Genomic DNA, 16,417 nt, shown 5'->3' on the forward strand with positions numbered 1-16,417 from the left:
CAGGGAACAAGATAGGATTTCACTATGCAACAAGCGGTATTTGGTGGTGGATGCTTTTGGTGTGTAGAAGCAGTTTTTCTACAACTTCAGGGCGTGCAAACAGTTGTCAGTGGTTATGCAGGGGGAATTACTCAGCATCCAAGCTATGAGCAAATCTGTGAGGGAAATACCCAACATGCAGAAGTCATTCAGATCAATTTTGATGACAGCCAAATCAGTTTTAGCCAATTGCTGGATGTATTTTTCGCAACCCACGATCCCACTACGCTGAACCGTCAAGGCAATGATGTCGGTACACAGTATCGCTCAGTGATTTTCTATCAAGACGAATCACAAAAGCAAATCGCTGAACAACGTATTGAAGAATTAAAAGCTGAAGGCATCAATATCGTGACTGAACTCAGTCCAATGCCGACCTTCTACCCTGCCGAAGAATATCATCAGAACTTCTTTGCGCGTAACCCAAACCAAGGCTACTGTAATTTTTCAATACCACCTAAACTCATGAAATTACGTAGCAAATTTCAAGACCTACTCAAATCTGAGTGATCTATTTGTACGACATTTTTTCAAAATAGAGACATAAAAAAAAGCGACATTTCAGTCGCTTTTTTTTAGCTATCTTTACTCAGTGCTTAGTTATCACTGGCAAAGGCGATATCGCTGAGTCCGGCTCCACTCGCACGCGACATCACTTGCGCAACTGTGTCATAACGTGATTCTTTATCGGCTTTTAAGACCAATGCAGGTTTACGCTCTTGCTGACCAGCTGTATTTAGACGACTTTCTAAATCTTCGAGCGTCACAATATCACCATTCCAAGCGATATCACCCGCTGAGTTAATACTGATGGTTACGCTTTCAGGCGGCAGATCAATCACTTCTGCAGTCGTTTGTGGCAAGGTTAATGGAATTGATGGGTTGGCAACAGTCGCAGTCACCAAGAAGATGATCATCAATACCAACATAATATCGATGAGCGGAATGAGGTTCATCTCATTCATGCCAGCATCGTTGTCTTCACCCAATTGAAAAGCCATTAAGCTTGACCTCCAGCTAAACTTTGCTGTGCAGTTTTCACGTCTTCTTTCTTCGCTGCAGATTCTTGTTGCAACATAGTATCAATCAATAAACCATGCGCTTGATCTTGCAATTCATTCGACAGTGTACGGTTAAAACGAACACAGATGTTATAAGCCAATACCGCAGGAATCGCCACAGCCAAACCAAGACCGGTCATGATCAAAGCTTCACCGACTGGAGTTGCCACTTGCGCTAAACCCGCTTGACCGCTTTTACCCACTGCTACAAGGGCATGGAAAATACCCCACACTGTACCGAACAAACCTACGAACGGTGCAATTGAAGCAATCGTACCCAATACAGATACGCCTTTTTCAGCATTAGCTTTTTCTACCGAAATTTGACGTAGTAATGCTTGTTCAGCCACAGCCTTACGTTGTTCAAAAGCCAAAGGAGCAAATTTCGCTTTCAGTTTGCTTAGTGCATCTGCAAGGTGGTTATACGCCACTTGTTTGAGCTGACGTGTGCCCATAATACGAAGAACGAAGATCGTCCAAGTCGCAATCGACATTGCAAGTAACACGAAATACAGTGTTTTGCTGACTGCATCTGCATGTTGCCAATAAACTGAAAAGTTCATATTCGAACTCCTAATGGGTTAGCCGGAATCTTAATTAAGTTTAAAGTTAAATGGTTGATCAACTCGCGTCGGAGTTGCGACACCATTATCAATATATTTGGATAAACGCGCACGCTTCACTGCTGCAGTCACTTTACGGTTCACAGCAGCGCCACAAGTCGAGTTTTTAATCGTTGCTGATTCGACTTTACCTTCAGCACTTGCTGCAATCGCAACTTCAACTGTACACGACGCTTTTAATTCACCATCTTCAAATTGAACATTAGGTTTCTTAATCCAACTGACACCATTACCGATGCTGACTATTTTAGGTGTCGGTGGCGCAGGTGGTGCTGGAGGCGCAGGTGGTGGTGCAACAGGTGCCGGAGGTGTTGGTTCAACACGAACGACTTTCGTTTCAGAAACCACAGTTGAAACAACAGGTGTTGGTGGTACGTTTTTGACCGCTTCAACAGTTGGTTTCGGCGCATCTTTCTTTTTCACCTGTTCCACTTTTTCCACTTTCTTCGGTGGAGGTGGTAAAGGCTTATCTACAATTTTAACTTCTTTTGGCTTTGGTGGCTCTTTCTTCGGTTCTGGTTTTGGCTTCGGAGGTTCAGTTTTTTTCTCTTCAACAATCTTCACAAAACGAACTTTAATCGGATCTTTTTCAATCGGTTTAAGTTCTGGTGCTTTCATATTGCTGACCGCCCACAATACTCCCATATGCCCTACCACAACAGCGAGAAGCGCAGTAATGATTTTCTTTTTCATCGGGTTAGGTGATTGCATCATTGGAGCGGGAGATTGACTCATTAAACTCAGTTACCTTGAAGAAGCGATTGCATTTATTTTGTCAAAAATACAATCATGCTCATCGGTTAGCACAATTAAAGTACGGCAATAATAAATGAGAAGTGTTTTCATTTGCAACTATTAATTCGTCAGTTTTAATGACTTTTTTTAATCATAATATAAAAAAAGGCATACCTAAAGTATGCCCTTTTAATCAAAAATTCATCTCGTTTTATTGAAATACAACAGTTTTATTACCATCGACAATAATACGATCTTCAAGATGCCATTTGACTGCACGTGCGAGCACATTACGTTCTACGTCCTGACCTAACTCACGCAATTGTTCAACAGTAAAGTCGTGGCTTACACGCTCTACGTCTTGCTCAATAATCGGCCCTTGGTCAAGATCAGCAGTCACATAGTGCGCTGTTGCACCAATCAGTTTCACGCCTTTTTCATGCGCTTGCTTATATGGGTTCGCACCAACAAAGGCTGGGAGGAATGAATGGTGAATGTTGATCACTTTCATTTCCCATTTTTGAACAAATTCTTCGTCTAAAATTTGCATATAACGAGCAAGAACCAATAAATCATTGCCTTGCATCAATTGATCAATTTGCTCATAAGCTTCACGTTTGTTTTCTTTGTTCACAGGAACCACTTCAAACGGAATACCGAAATTTTCTACAGATTCACGTAAAGCATCGTGATTAGACACGACTTTGGTGATTTCACATGGTAAACCACCACGTGCATGACGCCATAACAGTTCAAGCAAAGCATGGTCAACTTTAGATACCAAGATACCGACTTTCTTCACATCACTGACTAAAGCTAAACGCCAGTGCATGTTGTAACGCTCAGCAACATTGCTCGCAAATGTTTGAGTTAGACTTTCTTTACGGCTTTGTAGATTGTCCAATTCGAACTCAACACGCATGAAGTATCGCCCCCCTTGAGCTTCAGTCGCGTATTGATCAAGTGCGGTAATATTTGCTCCCTGATGATACAAAAAGCTCGATACAGCTTGCACAATCCCTGGTTTATCTTCACAGGTAATGAGTAAGCGTGCTGTGTTAGCGGTCGACATATTCATGTTGGTTTATATCACTAATCAGTTAAATTGAAAAAAGAGCCGAGTATTCTAACGCTTTTTAAAGCCAGACTAAATAGTCTTATTCAGTAACCTGATGCTTTGCGTTTGAAAGACTTGCAAATAAGTCCGACGGCCCTAAAGTATCGAGCAGTCGCTCATAGGTTTCACGGCTTTCACCACGTAGATATGCGCCTTCTAAGAACACCATTTGTCGCAGTGCTTGCCACACCCACTTTTCTTCCAAAGTGTTGGAGTCGGTAATATGGCCCGACATATAAAGGAAGTTGGTCCAGTTGGTCAGCACGATCCACAAGTTAATGGTTAAGGCCTCAATTTCAGAATCGGTCATCTGCATTAAGCCTGCGTCAACAAAGGCACGATAAATTTTCTGCCCTTGTTGCATGACTTGACCGGCAAAACGTGGATACATTTTGCGGAAATCTTCATTATTTTCGACCAAGTGATAAACATCACGATGTAAAAAGCGATAAGCCCATAATTGGCTACTTAACACTTGGAAATAGCGAATTTTATCATTGGCATCAAGCTGACGATCATCAGGAAGCGCTAACATTTCTAGCGTTTCATGCTGATATTGCTCCATTAATTCCTTAATAATTTCACTTTTATTTCGGAAATGGTAATACAAGTTACCTGGGCTCATTCCCAGTTCAGCAGCAATATGATTGGTTGTCACTGAACGCTCGCTACGCTCATTAAACAACTGCAAACTCAGCTGCAAAATACGTTCTTTCGTTTTTAAGGTTTTGGTGTGAGACATCCTAAAACAACCATTTATTTCAAAGCATTAGAACACTAACACATAAAGTAACTTGACTATTTAGAGTATTTGCTCTAAAAATTAATTAATCGCTAATTTGGATATGGTCGTGCGACATGAATAGTCAAACAAAAACAACTTCAATGACACCACATTCTTTTGATCACCAGCATCTCAACAATATGTTGGAACAGCAGAAACAAGCATATTTACGTTACCCATTGCCTACAGCAAAGGAACGTATAGACCGTTTGGCTCGGCTTAAGCGTATCTTAGTTAAGTATCAAGATCAATTTGCTGATGCAATTAATCAAGACTATGGTAACCGTTCTATTGGTGAAACCAAGATTGGTGAGTTACTTACCTGTCTTGAGCACATCAAATATTATAGCAAGCATTTGACAGACTGGATGAAACCATCCAAACGCCATGTCGGAATTATTCACCAACCTGCAAAAGCATGGGTGCAATATCAACCACTTGGTGTCGTCGGCATTATTACGCCATGGAACTACCCACTGCTTCTTTCTATAGGCCCACTGATTTGTGCTTTGGCTGCGGGCAACCATGCCATGATCAAAATTTCGAGTGCCTCTGCGGTATTCGGTGATGTGCTCGAAAAAGCTCTCGCAGAAGCATTTCCTCAAGAATTGGTCGCAGTCGTCAATGGTGGTGGCCCAATTTCAGATGCGTTTAGTCACCTTGCCTTCGATAAAATGATTTTCACGGGCTCAACCAATGTCGGTAAAACCGTCATGGCGGCAGCGTCTGAAAACTTAGTTCCGGTAATTTTAGAATTAGGCGGAAAGTCACCTGTATTGGTTCATCCGTCTATTGACCTAGCAGATGTCGCACAGCGTCTTGCTGTTGGTAAACTTTGGAATGCAGGTCAAACTTGTGTTGCACCTGACTATGTGTTCTTACCTCGTGGTAAAACGACTGAATTTTTAGATCACTATAAAGTGTGCGTTGAAGCCATGTACCCAAGTATTGCCCATAATCAGGACTACACTTCGATTATTAATGACAAGCAGTACAAGCGCCTACAAGGTTATTTAGAAGATGCGCGTGATCAAGGCGCACAAATCATCAGTTTTAACCTACAAAATGAAGATGTGGACGCTGTACGTAAAATTGCGCCGACTGTGTTAACAGGTGTCACTCCAGACATGCAAATTATGCAGCATGAAATCTTCGGTCCGATCCTTCCAATCATGGAATATGATCAAATTGACGAGGTTATTGCTTTTATTAATAGCCGTCCTCGTCCACTTGCTTTATACTATTTCGACTTTGATCAGGCACGTGCCGACTATGTCGCAACACGTACCCATTCAGGACATTTCGGACAAAACACGGTATTAACCCATGTGGCTCAAGATGACCTGCCTTTTGGCGGTGTGGGGGCTTCGGGTATGGGGAAATATCATGGTCCAGAAGGTTTCTTCAGTTTGTCGCATGAACGCTCGGTGATGTCGAATCCAAAACTGTATAGTTTGAAATTCATTCTTCCACCGTTCAATAAGCCGATCCACAAACTGATTTCGAAGACACTTCTTCGATAAACGATCAAGGCATGAACGATCACACTAGGTGATCGTTCGTTTTATGCAAAATCGCTTGTCTTTTAAGCGCATTTTTGATATAAAACGCCCCTTGAATGAATTCAATGTTTTTTTTGACTGGCCATACAGATTTGCTGTTGGCTAAATCAATGGAGTTACACCATGTCTAAGGTTTGCCAAGTTACCGGCAAGCGTCCAGTCGTTGGTAACAACGTCTCACACGCCAACAACAAAACTAAACGCCGGTTCGAGCCGAACCTGCATCACCACCGTTTTTGGTTAGAAAGCGAAAAACGTTTCGTACGTCTTCGTCTAACTACTAAAGGTATGCGTATTATCGACAAATTGGGCATCGAAAAGGTTGTTGCTGACCTACGTGCTCAAGGTCAAAAGATCTAAGGAGCTACGAACATGCGTGATAAAATTCGCCTAGTTTCTTCTGCTGGTACAGGTTATTTCTACACTACCACTAAGAACAAACGTACTATGCCGGAAAAAATGGAAATCAAAAAATTTGATCCAAAAATCCGTCAACACGTAATCTTCAAAGAAGCTAAAATCAAATAATTTTAGTTTTTTGAAAAAAACGACCTACTTAGGTCGTTTTTTTTTGCATTTTTTTTATTCGAATTGCTAAACTTTCAAAATGCTTTTTGGCACTTTTTGTGCTTGTCTTTTTTACCCTTAACTTAGGCTTAAGGAGTTTTTAGTGCCTCATGATGTAGAACTCATAATATTACTTGCTGTTGGCTTTGGTTTTGCCTTAATTTTTGGCTATATAGCTGCGCGCCTGCGACTTCCTCCCCTCATCGGCTATCTGATTGCCGGTATTATTATTAGCCCAAATACGCCTGGAGTAGTTGGTGACATCCATCTCGCTAACCAGTTGGCCGAACTCGGTGTCATGTTCCTGATGTTTGGCGTGGGTATGCACTTTTCACTCAATGATTTGATGCAAGTCCGTCGTATTGCTTTGCCCGGTGCCATTTTACAAATTGCAGTGGCGACCTTACTCGGTATGGGAATTTCCATGCTTTGGGGCTGGAGCATGGGCTCAGCCTTAGTGTTTGGCTTAAGTTTGTCGTGTGCAAGTACGGTGGTTCTCCTCAAGGCTCTCGGTGACCGAGGCTTACTTAACTCCGTGAATGGTAAAATTGCTGTAGGCTGGCTCTTGGTTGAAGATCTGGTCATGGTCTTGGTTCTGGTCTTACTCCCTGCCACAGCAGTATTGCTTGGTGGTCAACCGCTCATAGCAGGCAGTGCTGATGAAAATATTTGGCTGACCTTAGGTCTAACTTTACTCAAAGTCGCTGGCTTTATTGCCTTCATGCTGATCATTGGTAAACGTTTAGTGCCAATGATTATGCAAGTGGTTGCACGCTTAGGCTCACGTGAATTATTCACGCTCACTGTGGTTGCAGCAGCCGTGTCTATTGCCTTTGGTGCCTACAAGGTATTTGGTGTATCCATGGCACTGGGCGCATTTTTTGCCGGTATGGTGGTCAAAGAGTCTGACTTTAGTCACCGTGCAGAAGAAGAAACCCTTCCGCTTCGTGAAATTTTTTCGATTCTGTTTTTCGTCTCCGTCGGCATGCTGTTTGATCCACGGATCTTGATTGAACAACCGCTTCACGTCTTAGCTGTGGTCGGTATTATCATGATTGGTAAGACCATCGCTGCAATGGCGTTGGTGTTGTTCTTCCGCTACCCCATCAATACCGCATTAACCGTTGGGGCAAGCTTGGCGCAAATTGGTGAGTTCTCATTTATTTTGGCGACCTTGGGTGTATCTCTAAACCTCCTTTCTATGGAAGGACAAAACCTGATACTGGCAGGTGCATTAATCTCGATTACGCTGAATTCATTTGTATTTTCTGCAATCGAGCCTATGCAGCGACTCATCCGTGAGCGCTCGAATTTGGCCCGTTTACTGGAACGTAGTAGTGACCCATTAGCCATGTTGCCGGATGAGGTCTCACAGGATTATCTACGTGATCAGGTGGTACTGATTGGTCATGGTGAAGTCGGTCGTCGCATTACCCGTGAATTAATGAATGAAAACATTAAAGTGGTTATTGCTGAAGAAAACCGTGAAATCGTGGAAAACTTGCGGGAAAAAGGCATCGCTGCGGTATCCGGTGTAGCAACAGAACCGGGTGTTTTAATTCAGGCCCATATTCAACACGCACGCCTTTTGGTCATTTCACCTATGGATATTTTAGATATTCATAAAATTGTCGATATTGCCAAAATGCTGAATCCTTCTATCCAAGTATTGGTGTGTGCGGAAAGTAAAGAAGAAGCTGAAGTCATTCGTCGTGACAATATCGGTGAGGTTTATTATGCCAAAGAGGAAATGGCGAAAAATATGAGCAATCATATTTTAAATCAAATCCAAATTGCCCATCACCAAACTCCGACACACTAAACTAAGTGCCTAATTAAGTTCTTATGAGCAAAACCCAAAAGGCGATGCATTAAAGCATCGCCTTTTTTTAATTGATATAATTCAGTAATTTTAAAATTACAAATAATTGAATTTAAAAAACATATTGATAAAATGAGCATCAAACGAAGCATCATGTTAAATACTTCAAACAAGAAACGAGAAAAACATGTACATCCTCTATTTAGGCCTTGCCATTATTTTAATTGGCGGTCTGGGCTTTCTCATCGCTGCATTTAAAACCAGTATTTTATGGGGACTGGGCTGTCTATTGTTTTATCCCATTTCCATCGTCTTTCTGATTCTGTATTGGCAAGATGCCAAAAATCCTTTTTTCTTACAGCTCATCGGGGTCTTTATTGTATTTTTAGGTTCGATACTGATCTCACCTACTGAACTGGGCACAGTCTAAGTGTCATTTTGGGCATAAAAAAACGCACCGAAAGGTGCGTTTTCATTATCATGATCCGCAAAGTCAGCAGCTATATGATTAGCTCATATATTTGGGCTTTTCATCAACCACTTCGGCATGCCATTCATCCACTTGTTTTTCTAACAAACCAAACAATGCAGCCTGAATCATTTGCTGAGCGATCACACTCATTTGATCGCCCAAAATATTGCGTAATTCTTCATTGAATTGGATAGTCACCAAAGGCTCTTTTTCTGAGCCTGCATTACGCAATGCCAACTCACCACCTTCCAATTGAACCAGCTCTAAAATTGCTTCCTGGTTCCCAAAGAGTTCTTTCAACTGTTCTATAGACATATATCCCTCCATGCGCAACATGGTGATAAAGGCATCTGCACTTTGTATTACTTAGATAATCTTATATCGGGTTAAATAAATTTATTTCAAGTAGCAATAGTCCAATTAGAACTCCACCATCTCGTTACGAAATCCATCAATCAATTGGGTTAGATCACGATGCCATTCACGCAAAATAGCGGTATCTGGCAACCATGCTTGCGGTGTTTGAGTGACTTTAATAATTAAATTTGAAGACGTTTCATCTTCTGGCTCTGGTGCAGACGGTTCAGGTGCATATTGACACATACGATGTGCGCGTTTCAGCTCTGCAATAAAGCCCTGCTTTGCCAATTGCTGCATAACAGTCACTTCAGGTGATACCTGACCTTTTTCAGCCATCAGCGTTTCAATCGACTTTAACGTGGGCGCAGGATCATTTAAACGATAGTAACGCACCAACTCTTGTAAAAACGCAAGTACTGCACCATGCAAATGAAAAACTGCTGCTTCGCGATAAGCCTGAGCTTGTTGAACATGATCGGTCTGCTCAGCTTGCTGACATGCAAGACGGCTAAAATATAACTTTTGATTGGTACGATCAGCATGAAAGCGAGCAACACGAGACATGAACAATTCCCTAAATTTTGGCGTTTTTCTACATGAATAAGCTTAAACGGATTTTTAGGAAATTCACAATAAATATTATGGATGATCGATTTCAATTAAATAAATGTCACGCTTGGCAGGAACAGGCATATCCCAATCAATCATCCTGATATTTTCCAGACGCCAAGCCCAGTACCCTGCTGCCCAATATGTCGCCTGCGCTTGCTCTACCTCTGTTTCAGTCCATGCATGAACGTCATATACATCGACCATCGCCACTGCACGTCCAAAATCTTCTTCTCCGCTTTCATGTAAGTAGCGTTGATTTTCCACGATCACTAAATCTTTTAAAGGCAAATGTTCGGGCTGCCATGAGCGGACTTCAAGCGTTTTAAGCCCACACGCAATGTTCGAACCAGATGGCGCAACAATAGACAAAGCCGAGTAGCATTTTTTCATAGATCACCGATAAAAAAAGGAGCGTTACGCTCCTTTTTGAATTTATGCTTTAGGCTTATCTTCAGCCGCTTTTACGCGAATACCCGCACCTTTGACTTTCAAAGTATTCAGGCCTTTAATCGCTTTTACAGCTTCACGACCATTTGGCATTTCGACAAAACCAAACCCTTTCGATTTACCTGTGCTTGCATCCATAACAACAACAGCAGACTCTACTGCGCCAAATGGTTTAAACAGTTCAACCAATTCTGCTTCAGTAACTGAACGCTCTAAGTTACGTACTAAAATTTTCATTCAATCTTCCAAATAGACAGCATCATCAAAAAGCATTTGTCTATTTTGCTTTTTAACTTGCGTGTAAATCACGTCAAAAATCTATTTTAATCGAGATCGATACCAAAATCTAAATTAATCGATTTTCTTTCGATTAACGCACTTTTTACGGTTTGCTGACGGGTTTTATAGTGTGTTTCCAAACTACATAAATTTCGAGTTAAATCATTCATAAAGTAACTTTCTACTTTACGCCCTTGCTCATCGACAGTTTCACGCGCCCAGTGGTTCAAGTTTTGCTTAGTCAAAATCAGTTCATTTTGCGCACGTGTCAGCGCTACATATAACACGCGACGCTCTTCTTCCACTTCATCGAAATTGCCTTGGGCACGTGCATGCGGGTATTGCCCTGGCGTGACATTCGCCACATAACAGACTTTTTGCTCCGTTCCTTTTGCCGAATGAATGGTAATTAAAGTCACGACATCACTGTCAGATTGGCGTTCAATTTCAGAAATGGACACTGGATCAAGGACATATTCTTCTAAGAATTCACTCAACTGCGTATGTTTGGATGCCAGTTGTTTCACCAAATCAAAATCACCCTGACGGCGGTTCCAATCTTTTTTATAGTTTTCTTCTAGCTGCTCAGAAATCGCTTGAACAGCCAAGCTTACACATTCTTTGACCTGATCTTTCAACACCGACATTTGCTTCATCATCAGAATCGCTTGGTCAGGTACTTTGCCAAAATTTTCCAACTTGGTTGCAATGGCTTGCATTTCTGGCTCAAGTAAAATCTGCTGCGATAACTTACTCGCACCGACATCACCCACACCATTCCACAAGGTTAAAAAGCGCATCCACGCGATATCATCTAAAGGATTGGCCACTACACGCAGCACACTGAGCAAGTCTTTGACATGGGCTGTTTCAAGTAATTTCATTCCGCCAATAAAGCGATACGGCACGTTTGCGGCAATACAGGCTGCTTCAATATGACGAGCAGCAAAGCTTGAACGCACAAGCACCATATGATCCGACCATTTGCTGCCTTCGAGGTAATGACGCTCTTTAATATCAATGGCAATCCATTTGGCTTCATCAAACTCATTCGGGAAAATATGCATTTTCGGCTTAATCCCTTCACCACGATAGGCATCTAAGCGTTTGTCATATTTAATTTCGCTTTCATCCAACAACCAATTCGACAAGTCTAAAATTTCTTGGGTTGAACGATAATTTTTTTCGAGTTTGAAAATCTGTGCGTCGGGTACACGCTCTTTGAAATGATGAATATTTTCAAAGTCTGCACCACGGAAGCCGTAAATGGACTGTGCATCATCGCCGACACAGAACAAGCTGACACGTTCTTTTAGTGGCTCAAGTAACGCCCATTGCAGCGGATTGGTATCCTGCATTTCATCAACCAACATGTGGCGACAAATTGAAGCGACATAATCGACCAGTCCATCTGATTCCGCCAAGGCTTTCGCCACAATCGCCAAGATATCGTCATAATCTAAAAAACTACGCGCACGTTTACGGGCTTCGTATTCTTTCATGATATCCGCGATTTGATCTTTTAAAGCAAAGTACTCAGGCATTTGCTTTTCCATAGCAATGCTGAGTTTTTGACGCGTATTCCGCGCAAAGGAATACAGATCACAGAGTTCTTTCGGCTTGGGCAAGTGATTGGGGTTTTTCTTATCATCACGGCCACGAATCAGGCGGAACATCATGAGCTGATCATCACGATCAATAATCGAAAACTGTTCTAGACCAAAAGCTTTTGGAATGCGGCGCAATAGGTACATACAAAAGGTATGAAAGGTTGATGCACGTAGCCCTTTAGCTCGCTCACCCAGAGCCAACTCCACACGAGCGACAATTTCACTGGCCGCACGGCGAGTAAAAGTCAAAATTTGAATTTGATTGGCAGGCACGCCTTGATCAATTAAATAAGCTGCACGCGCCACGATGGTTTTGGTTTTACCACAACCTGCTCCTGCCAAAACCAAGCTATGCTGTGCTTCTGTTGTTGCGGCTTGTTTTTGTTGAGGATTTAATTCATCAATCAGGTTGGCTAAACTCATATGTACTCATCATTTCATGGATAGGTATAGTTTAGCAGATTGAAAAAAAATACATGCTAATGTAGGATCAAAATTAAAACTAGAAAACGATAAGTTTATGAAAAATTTTAAGCTAATTAACCATTTCCTTCAGCCAGTTTTATTACTCATAATATTTACAAATCATCCATCTTACGCAAAAAAATTGACTCAAACTGAATTTGATCACTTGATAAGTAAAAATAATCAGAAAGGAATTCAACTCCATGATGATCTAGCTGTAGCTCTAATTTCTGGCAATCATAAGCTTATATCCGATAATTTATGTGCAACTTATAAAATGAGTAAAGCACAATATGAAATTGCTTCAGAGAATTCTGAATTATTAAAAGCGAAACGGGCAAAAGAAAATGCAATAGAAAATATAAAAAACATTGAAAATATAATTCCAAAAAATCAAAAACCAATGGAAAAATATTGCAAAGATTCTCAACCAAATTAATCATATTTTCCAACTATGATTATCTTAAAACTCGCTAGATGCATTCATAAATTTTACCTTGATTTTTATTTCAAACATCTCATCACATTTCGACAGCAATGTTCCAAATTTAGTTCCGCATTTTTTAATGCATCTTCCAACTTACAATCTGGTGGATTAATCCCAACAATCTGTGTGAAACCTAAATCATAGAGTTCTGCTATCCCCTCACCCACTAGACCAGTAAAGGCGATCACGGGTTTATTAAACTTTTTTGCAACCTGCGCCACACCAAATGGTGTTTTACCTAACTTGGTTTGATGATCAATTTTCCCTTCACCTGTCAGCACATAATCTGCCTGTGCTATTTTTTCCTTCAACTGAGTTTGTTCAATGACCAATTCCACACCTGATTGCATCGATGCACCTGCAAAAGCCATCAACCCAAAACCTAATCCACCTGCAGCGCCTGCACCTACTACATCACGTAAAGTACAACCCAGTGTCGCTTCAACCACATCGGCATAATGACTGAGGTTCTGATCTAACTGACGCACCATCTCCTGCGTTGCGCCTTTTTGCGGACCAAAGATATGGGATGCACCATTTTCACCACATAGTGGATTAATGACGTCGCTGGCAATGATGATCTCTGTGTGCGTTAAACGTGAGTCGAGCTGCGTCAAATCAAGACTATTAATTTGATCCAGATAACCACCACAAACTGCTATTTCCAAGCCATTTTCATCTAAAAATTGTGCCCCCAAGGCCTGTGCCATACCTGCACCGCCATCATTGGTCACACTCCCGCCTAAGCCAATGATAATTTTACTTACTCCGAAGTCTAGAGCAGCCTTGATCATTTCGCCCGTACCATAAGTTGACGTCAGTAAAGGATTTCGCTGAGCAATATCGACAAGATGAATACCATTGGCTTTTGCCATTTCAATCACCGCAGTTTTTCCTCCGTCAATCAAACCGAAATACGTCGTCACACGTTGATTGGGCAAAGGACCTGTAAGCGCTATCGGCACTTTTTGACCGTGGCAAGCACTGAGTAACGCATCCACAGTTCCCTCACCGCCATCTGCCATTGGCACAGCGATGACATTGGCGTCAGGTATGAGTTTTAAAATTGCACGCCGCATCGCGTCACAGGCTTGTTGAGCACTCATACTTTCTTTAAATGAATCGGGCGCAAGAACAAAAGTGGTCATCTAAATGCTCAAAATAAAACTTGTCCTCAACCATAACGGTTTTAAAATAGCAGGTATATCTAAAAACATCAGAAAGGCTCGAAATGTCACGAATCAATCTAGGTCAGTCTGCACCTGAGCTATATAAAAAAGTCGCAGAACTTGATGCACTGGCAATGAAAAAAATAAATGAAGCTGGCCTAAGTGAAGGATTAGCTCATTTACTCAAATTACGTGCATCCCAAATCAACGAATGTGCGTTCTGTATTCGCATGCATGCGCAAGATGCACTTAAAACAGGTGAAAGCATTGAACGTATTAGCCTACTCAATGCATGGCGTGAAACTGCGTACTACGATGAAAAAGAACGTGCGGCTTTAAACTTGATCGAAGCGATTACATTGATTGCCGAAGACCAAGTTCCCGATGCAGTTTATGAAGATGCTCTACCATTTTTAACTGATGATCAAATCAGTGCAATTGAATGGCTCGCGATTGTCATTAACACATGGAATCGTATCGCCATTAGTAGCCGCTATAGCGTGAAACCTTAACGGGTTGTACACATTAAAACTGAATAAAAAAAGAGTGCCTCAGCACTCTTTTTTTATTTATCAGATCCGCAAGCAGTTTACTGCTCTGCCGAGCTTTTCGGTACTTCACGTCGAATATAAGAAGCCAAAGTAAGGTAGTTGACCCCTTGGAATAAAATATCAACCGCCAAGAATAATCCTAATACCCAAAATGGTGCATCAGGTGACATCAAAATGATCACACCCGTAATCAAGGTCAATAGACCTGAAAATAGCGTCCATCCCCAACCTTGAAATGCTCGAAATAGCACAGCATTAAAGATACGAATGACCCCTGCAATAATCAAGATAATCGCCAATAAATTGGTTAGGACAATGGCCGTTTTGACAGGCGTTGTAAATGCATAATAGCCTGCGACCAAATACAACACACCAAATAGTGCCCAGAACCAGCGGTAGCCGCCTTCAAAAATTTTAAATGCCGCGACGAAGTGGATTACACCACCTAACATCATCAGCACACCAAAAATATAAATCACCGTAAGTGTCGCAAATGGCAAGGCTACCAAAAGGACCAATCCGAAGACCACCAATAAAGCACCTAAACCGAGATACCACTTACGGTTTTCATGGAGCTGACTGCGAATTAAATCGTTGCCTACTGTTCTCATGCTTTTTCTCAAGTTATTCGTTATTCAATGGATTATGCAACTTCATGATGAAGAAAAATGAAAGAAAAGTCCAAATCTTATCCACACTGCTGACTTAGACTGTGGATAAGATAGGTTTTATCCACATTATTTTTTCCATCCCAGTTCAATCGCTGTGACGTCATTCACCACAGTATCAGCTAAATCTTCAGGCATTTTACTTTGCGTCTGTGAGGTAGGAATATGCCCAGCCATTAGTTCAGCTTTACTTTGTGGAAACAAAGGCTGCCGCTCAGGTTCTGCATAACCGACAGGGAAGATAGGCTGACCTGTGGCCAAATCATACTTATCAGTTGCACCAAAAGCGTGTAATAACTCATGGGCTAAAACGATTTTATTCTGCGCTGTCTGTTTATTCGATGCAAATAAATTCACCGATCCAATTCGACCATTTTCCAAGGCTGTGGAATGTTTAAGTTCTTTGGTTTGGTTCGGATCGTAATAATTTAGAAAGAGCGTGACACTCGAAACCCCGTCTACATTTTCATGCTGTTGCCAAGCATAGTAGCGGAATTTCAAACTCCATAAGATAACGTCCAACATACCGGCGTCATTGGGTACTTTGGGAGGTAAAACTTTCAGCTCACGACCTAACTTAAAATACACATAAGTCGGTTGCCCTCGGTATTTCTGTGCTGTCGCTTGTAAATATTGTTGAACATCATTTAAATCATTGACAGAGAGCTGCTGTATATAAGCTTGAGTGCTCTCTCGACCATCTGCATTAATTGGATGTAACAATACAAAGATCGGTTTACTCCAGTCTTGGTTTTTGTCTTTATAGGCATTGACTGCGACCACTAGTAAAATCAGCAATAAACACAGTACCCGAATTTTTTTCCACATTCTCCAAGATCTCAATTAATTTTTAGCATTTATTTTCAGAATTAAAACAGAACATTCTTAAAATGTCTTGGACAATTTAAAAGCTCAATAGATTGCCTATCATCAAATATCCCTGATCAAAAGACATAAAAAATGCCGACCGAAGTCAGCACTTTATTG

At 41.4% G+C, this 16,417-nt stretch carries 21 protein-coding genes; 8 read left to right on the forward strand and 13 right to left on the reverse strand.

Annotated elements, in window-relative coordinates; translation table 11 throughout:
• Window positions 1-24: 24 nt before the first annotated feature.
• Window positions 25-549, forward strand: coding sequence for a peptide-methionine (S)-S-oxide reductase MsrA (gene msrA / locus FTU12_RS00820; RefSeq protein WP_180010195.1), 525 nt, complete (start codon window positions 25-27; stop codon window positions 547-549).
• A gap of 86 nt (window positions 550-635) precedes the next feature.
• Here the strand turns inward: msrA and FTU12_RS00825 are convergent, their stop codons facing one another.
• The 5 genes from FTU12_RS00825 to FTU12_RS00845 form a co-directional block, all read right to left on the reverse strand.
• Window positions 636-1,040: a biopolymer transporter ExbD gene (locus tag FTU12_RS00825; RefSeq protein ID WP_078189686.1), complete on the reverse strand. Its 405-nt coding sequence runs from the start codon at window positions 1,038-1,040 to the stop codon at window positions 636-638.
• Window positions 1,040-1,663 carry a MotA/TolQ/ExbB proton channel family protein gene (locus FTU12_RS00830; RefSeq protein WP_078192725.1) on the reverse strand — a complete coding sequence of 208 codons (624 nt, stop codon included), beginning with the start codon at window positions 1,661-1,663 and terminating at the stop codon, window positions 1,040-1,042. Before FTU12_RS00830 ends, FTU12_RS00825 begins: the two co-directional genes overlap by 1 nt.
• 30 nt (window positions 1,664-1,693) lie before the next feature.
• On the reverse strand, window positions 1,694-2,458 hold the full coding sequence (locus FTU12_RS00835; protein ID WP_180065325.1) for a TonB family protein: 765 nt from the start codon (window positions 2,456-2,458) through the stop codon (window positions 1,694-1,696).
• 211 nt (window positions 2,459-2,669) lie between these two features.
• Entirely contained in the window at window positions 2,670-3,536 is an 867-nt protein-coding gene (purU, locus tag FTU12_RS00840; RefSeq protein ID WP_078192727.1) for a formyltetrahydrofolate deformylase, read from the reverse strand.
• Between the two features lie 79 nt (window positions 3,537-3,615).
• The gene (locus FTU12_RS00845) at window positions 3,616-4,317 is read right to left on the reverse strand and encodes a TetR/AcrR family transcriptional regulator (protein WP_180055631.1); all 702 of its coding nucleotides are present in this window, start codon (window positions 4,315-4,317) and stop codon (window positions 3,616-3,618) included.
• A gap of 116 nt (window positions 4,318-4,433) precedes the next feature.
• Here FTU12_RS00845 and FTU12_RS00850 point away from each other — a divergent pair, with 116 nt between their 5' ends.
• From FTU12_RS00850 to FTU12_RS00870, 5 genes are all read left to right on the forward strand, one after another.
• Window positions 4,434-5,882 (forward strand): coniferyl aldehyde dehydrogenase, encoded by a 1,449-nt coding sequence (locus tag FTU12_RS00850; protein ID WP_180113548.1) that lies wholly within the window; start codon window positions 4,434-4,436, stop codon window positions 5,880-5,882.
• A gap of 162 nt (window positions 5,883-6,044) precedes the next feature.
• On the forward strand, window positions 6,045-6,281 hold the full coding sequence (gene rpmB / locus FTU12_RS00855; RefSeq protein ID WP_000048256.1) for a 50S ribosomal protein L28: 237 nt from the start codon (window positions 6,045-6,047) through the stop codon (window positions 6,279-6,281).
• A 12-nt stretch (window positions 6,282-6,293) separates the two neighbouring features.
• Window positions 6,294-6,449 carry a 50S ribosomal protein L33 gene (rpmG, locus tag FTU12_RS00860; protein WP_001205031.1) on the forward strand — a complete coding sequence of 52 codons (156 nt, stop codon included), beginning with the start codon at window positions 6,294-6,296 and terminating at the stop codon, window positions 6,447-6,449.
• Window positions 6,450-6,591: 142 nt separating this feature from the next.
• A complete protein-coding gene (locus FTU12_RS00865; RefSeq protein ID WP_180113549.1) occupies window positions 6,592-8,310 on the forward strand; it encodes a cation:proton antiporter in 1,719 nt (572 codons plus the stop codon).
• 187 nt (window positions 8,311-8,497) lie between these two features.
• The gene (locus tag FTU12_RS00870; protein ID WP_078192731.1) at window positions 8,498-8,740 is read left to right on the forward strand and encodes a hypothetical protein; all 243 of its coding nucleotides are present in this window, start codon (window positions 8,498-8,500) and stop codon (window positions 8,738-8,740) included.
• 78 nt (window positions 8,741-8,818) lie between these two features.
• Here the strand turns inward: FTU12_RS00870 and FTU12_RS00875 are convergent, their stop codons facing one another.
• The 5 genes from FTU12_RS00875 to FTU12_RS00895 form a co-directional block, all read right to left on the reverse strand.
• Entirely contained in the window at window positions 8,819-9,097 is a 279-nt protein-coding gene (locus tag FTU12_RS00875) for a hypothetical protein (RefSeq protein WP_078192732.1), read from the reverse strand.
• A 105-nt stretch (window positions 9,098-9,202) separates the two neighbouring features.
• Window positions 9,203-9,706: a DUF6586 family protein gene (locus FTU12_RS00880; RefSeq protein ID WP_180010190.1), complete on the reverse strand. Its 504-nt coding sequence runs from the start codon at window positions 9,704-9,706 to the stop codon at window positions 9,203-9,205.
• A gap of 75 nt (window positions 9,707-9,781) precedes the next feature.
• Window positions 9,782-10,144, reverse strand: coding sequence for an ASCH domain-containing protein (locus tag FTU12_RS00885; protein ID WP_180113550.1), 363 nt, complete (start codon window positions 10,142-10,144; stop codon window positions 9,782-9,784).
• Window positions 10,145-10,186: 42 nt separating this feature from the next.
• Window positions 10,187-10,438, reverse strand: coding sequence for an RNA-binding protein (locus tag FTU12_RS00890; protein ID WP_078189697.1), 252 nt, complete (start codon window positions 10,436-10,438; stop codon window positions 10,187-10,189).
• Between the two features lie 86 nt (window positions 10,439-10,524).
• Complete coding sequence (locus FTU12_RS00895) at window positions 10,525-12,513, reverse strand: ATP-dependent helicase (RefSeq protein WP_180113551.1); 1,989 nt, start codon at window positions 12,511-12,513, stop codon at window positions 10,525-10,527.
• 97 nt (window positions 12,514-12,610) lie between these two features.
• Here FTU12_RS00895 and FTU12_RS00900 point away from each other — a divergent pair, with 97 nt between their 5' ends.
• A complete protein-coding gene (locus FTU12_RS00900) occupies window positions 12,611-12,994 on the forward strand; it encodes a hypothetical protein (RefSeq protein ID WP_180089000.1) in 384 nt (127 codons plus the stop codon).
• Between the two features lie 65 nt (window positions 12,995-13,059).
• On the opposite strand, the gene FTU12_RS00905 is transcribed toward FTU12_RS00900, so the two are convergent.
• Window positions 13,060-14,190, reverse strand: a complete 1,131-nt coding sequence (locus FTU12_RS00905; RefSeq protein WP_180113552.1) for a glycerate kinase — start codon at window positions 14,188-14,190, stop codon at window positions 13,060-13,062.
• A gap of 83 nt (window positions 14,191-14,273) precedes the next feature.
• Here FTU12_RS00905 and FTU12_RS00910 point away from each other — a divergent pair, with 83 nt between their 5' ends.
• On the forward strand, window positions 14,274-14,723 hold the full coding sequence (locus FTU12_RS00910) for a carboxymuconolactone decarboxylase family protein (protein ID WP_180113553.1): 450 nt from the start codon (window positions 14,274-14,276) through the stop codon (window positions 14,721-14,723).
• A gap of 77 nt (window positions 14,724-14,800) precedes the next feature.
• Here FTU12_RS00910 and FTU12_RS00915 read toward each other — a convergent pair whose 3' ends face one another.
• Both FTU12_RS00915 and FTU12_RS00920 read right to left on the reverse strand, forming a co-directional pair.
• Entirely contained in the window at window positions 14,801-15,373 is a 573-nt protein-coding gene (locus tag FTU12_RS00915; protein ID WP_180110586.1) for an HdeD family acid-resistance protein, read from the reverse strand.
• Between the two features lie 126 nt (window positions 15,374-15,499).
• Window positions 15,500-16,258 (reverse strand): hypothetical protein, encoded by a 759-nt coding sequence (locus FTU12_RS00920; RefSeq protein ID WP_180113554.1) that lies wholly within the window; start codon window positions 16,256-16,258, stop codon window positions 15,500-15,502.
• Window positions 16,259-16,417 lie beyond the last annotated feature (159 nt).

This window comes from Acinetobacter sp. YH12063 (genome assembly GCF_013419715.1).
GTDB lineage: Bacteria > Pseudomonadota > Gammaproteobacteria > Pseudomonadales > Moraxellaceae > Acinetobacter > Acinetobacter amyesii.

What these genes read in the sequence shown, in the direction of transcription:
- msrA (WP_180010195.1), top strand. Translation starts at nt 25, where the DNA reads ATGCAACAAGCGGTATTTGGTGGTGGATGCTTTTGGTGTGTAGAAGCA.
- FTU12_RS00890 (WP_078189697.1), bottom strand. Translation starts at nt 10,438, where the DNA reads ATGAAAATTTTAGTACGTAACTTAGAGCGTTCAGTTACTGAAGCAGAA.
- FTU12_RS00885 (WP_180113550.1), bottom strand. Translation starts at nt 10,144, where the DNA reads ATGAAAAAATGCTACTCGGCTTTGTCTATTGTTGCGCCATCTGGTTCG.
- FTU12_RS00870 (WP_078192731.1), top strand. Translation starts at nt 8,498, where the DNA reads ATGTACATCCTCTATTTAGGCCTTGCCATTATTTTAATTGGCGGTCTG.
- FTU12_RS00895 (WP_180113551.1), bottom strand. Translation starts at nt 12,513, where the DNA reads ATGAGTTTAGCCAACCTGATTGATGAATTAAATCCTCAACAAAAACAA.
- FTU12_RS00830 (WP_078192725.1), bottom strand. Translation starts at nt 1,663, where the DNA reads ATGAACTTTTCAGTTTATTGGCAACATGCAGATGCAGTCAGCAAAACA.
- FTU12_RS00920 (WP_180113554.1), bottom strand. Translation starts at nt 16,258, where the DNA reads ATGTGGAAAAAAATTCGGGTACTGTGTTTATTGCTGATTTTACTAGTG.
- FTU12_RS00845 (WP_180055631.1), bottom strand. Translation starts at nt 4,317, where the DNA reads ATGTCTCACACCAAAACCTTAAAAACGAAAGAACGTATTTTGCAGCTG.
- FTU12_RS00835 (WP_180065325.1), bottom strand. Translation starts at nt 2,458, where the DNA reads ATGAGTCAATCTCCCGCTCCAATGATGCAATCACCTAACCCGATGAAA.
- FTU12_RS00910 (WP_180113553.1), top strand. Translation starts at nt 14,274, where the DNA reads ATGTCACGAATCAATCTAGGTCAGTCTGCACCTGAGCTATATAAAAAA.
- FTU12_RS00825 (WP_078189686.1), bottom strand. Translation starts at nt 1,040, where the DNA reads ATGGCTTTTCAATTGGGTGAAGACAACGATGCTGGCATGAATGAGATG.
- FTU12_RS00900 (WP_180089000.1), top strand. Translation starts at nt 12,611, where the DNA reads ATGAAAAATTTTAAGCTAATTAACCATTTCCTTCAGCCAGTTTTATTA.
- rpmB (WP_000048256.1), top strand. Translation starts at nt 6,045, where the DNA reads ATGTCTAAGGTTTGCCAAGTTACCGGCAAGCGTCCAGTCGTTGGTAAC.
- FTU12_RS00850 (WP_180113548.1), top strand. Translation starts at nt 4,434, where the DNA reads ATGAATAGTCAAACAAAAACAACTTCAATGACACCACATTCTTTTGAT.
- rpmG (WP_001205031.1), top strand. Translation starts at nt 6,294, where the DNA reads ATGCGTGATAAAATTCGCCTAGTTTCTTCTGCTGGTACAGGTTATTTC.
- FTU12_RS00880 (WP_180010190.1), bottom strand. Translation starts at nt 9,706, where the DNA reads ATGTCTCGTGTTGCTCGCTTTCATGCTGATCGTACCAATCAAAAGTTA.
- FTU12_RS00905 (WP_180113552.1), bottom strand. Translation starts at nt 14,190, where the DNA reads ATGACCACTTTTGTTCTTGCGCCCGATTCATTTAAAGAAAGTATGAGT.
- FTU12_RS00875 (WP_078192732.1), bottom strand. Translation starts at nt 9,097, where the DNA reads ATGTCTATAGAACAGTTGAAAGAACTCTTTGGGAACCAGGAAGCAATT.
- FTU12_RS00915 (WP_180110586.1), bottom strand. Translation starts at nt 15,373, where the DNA reads ATGAGAACAGTAGGCAACGATTTAATTCGCAGTCAGCTCCATGAAAAC.
- purU (WP_078192727.1), bottom strand. Translation starts at nt 3,536, where the DNA reads ATGAATATGTCGACCGCTAACACAGCACGCTTACTCATTACCTGTGAA.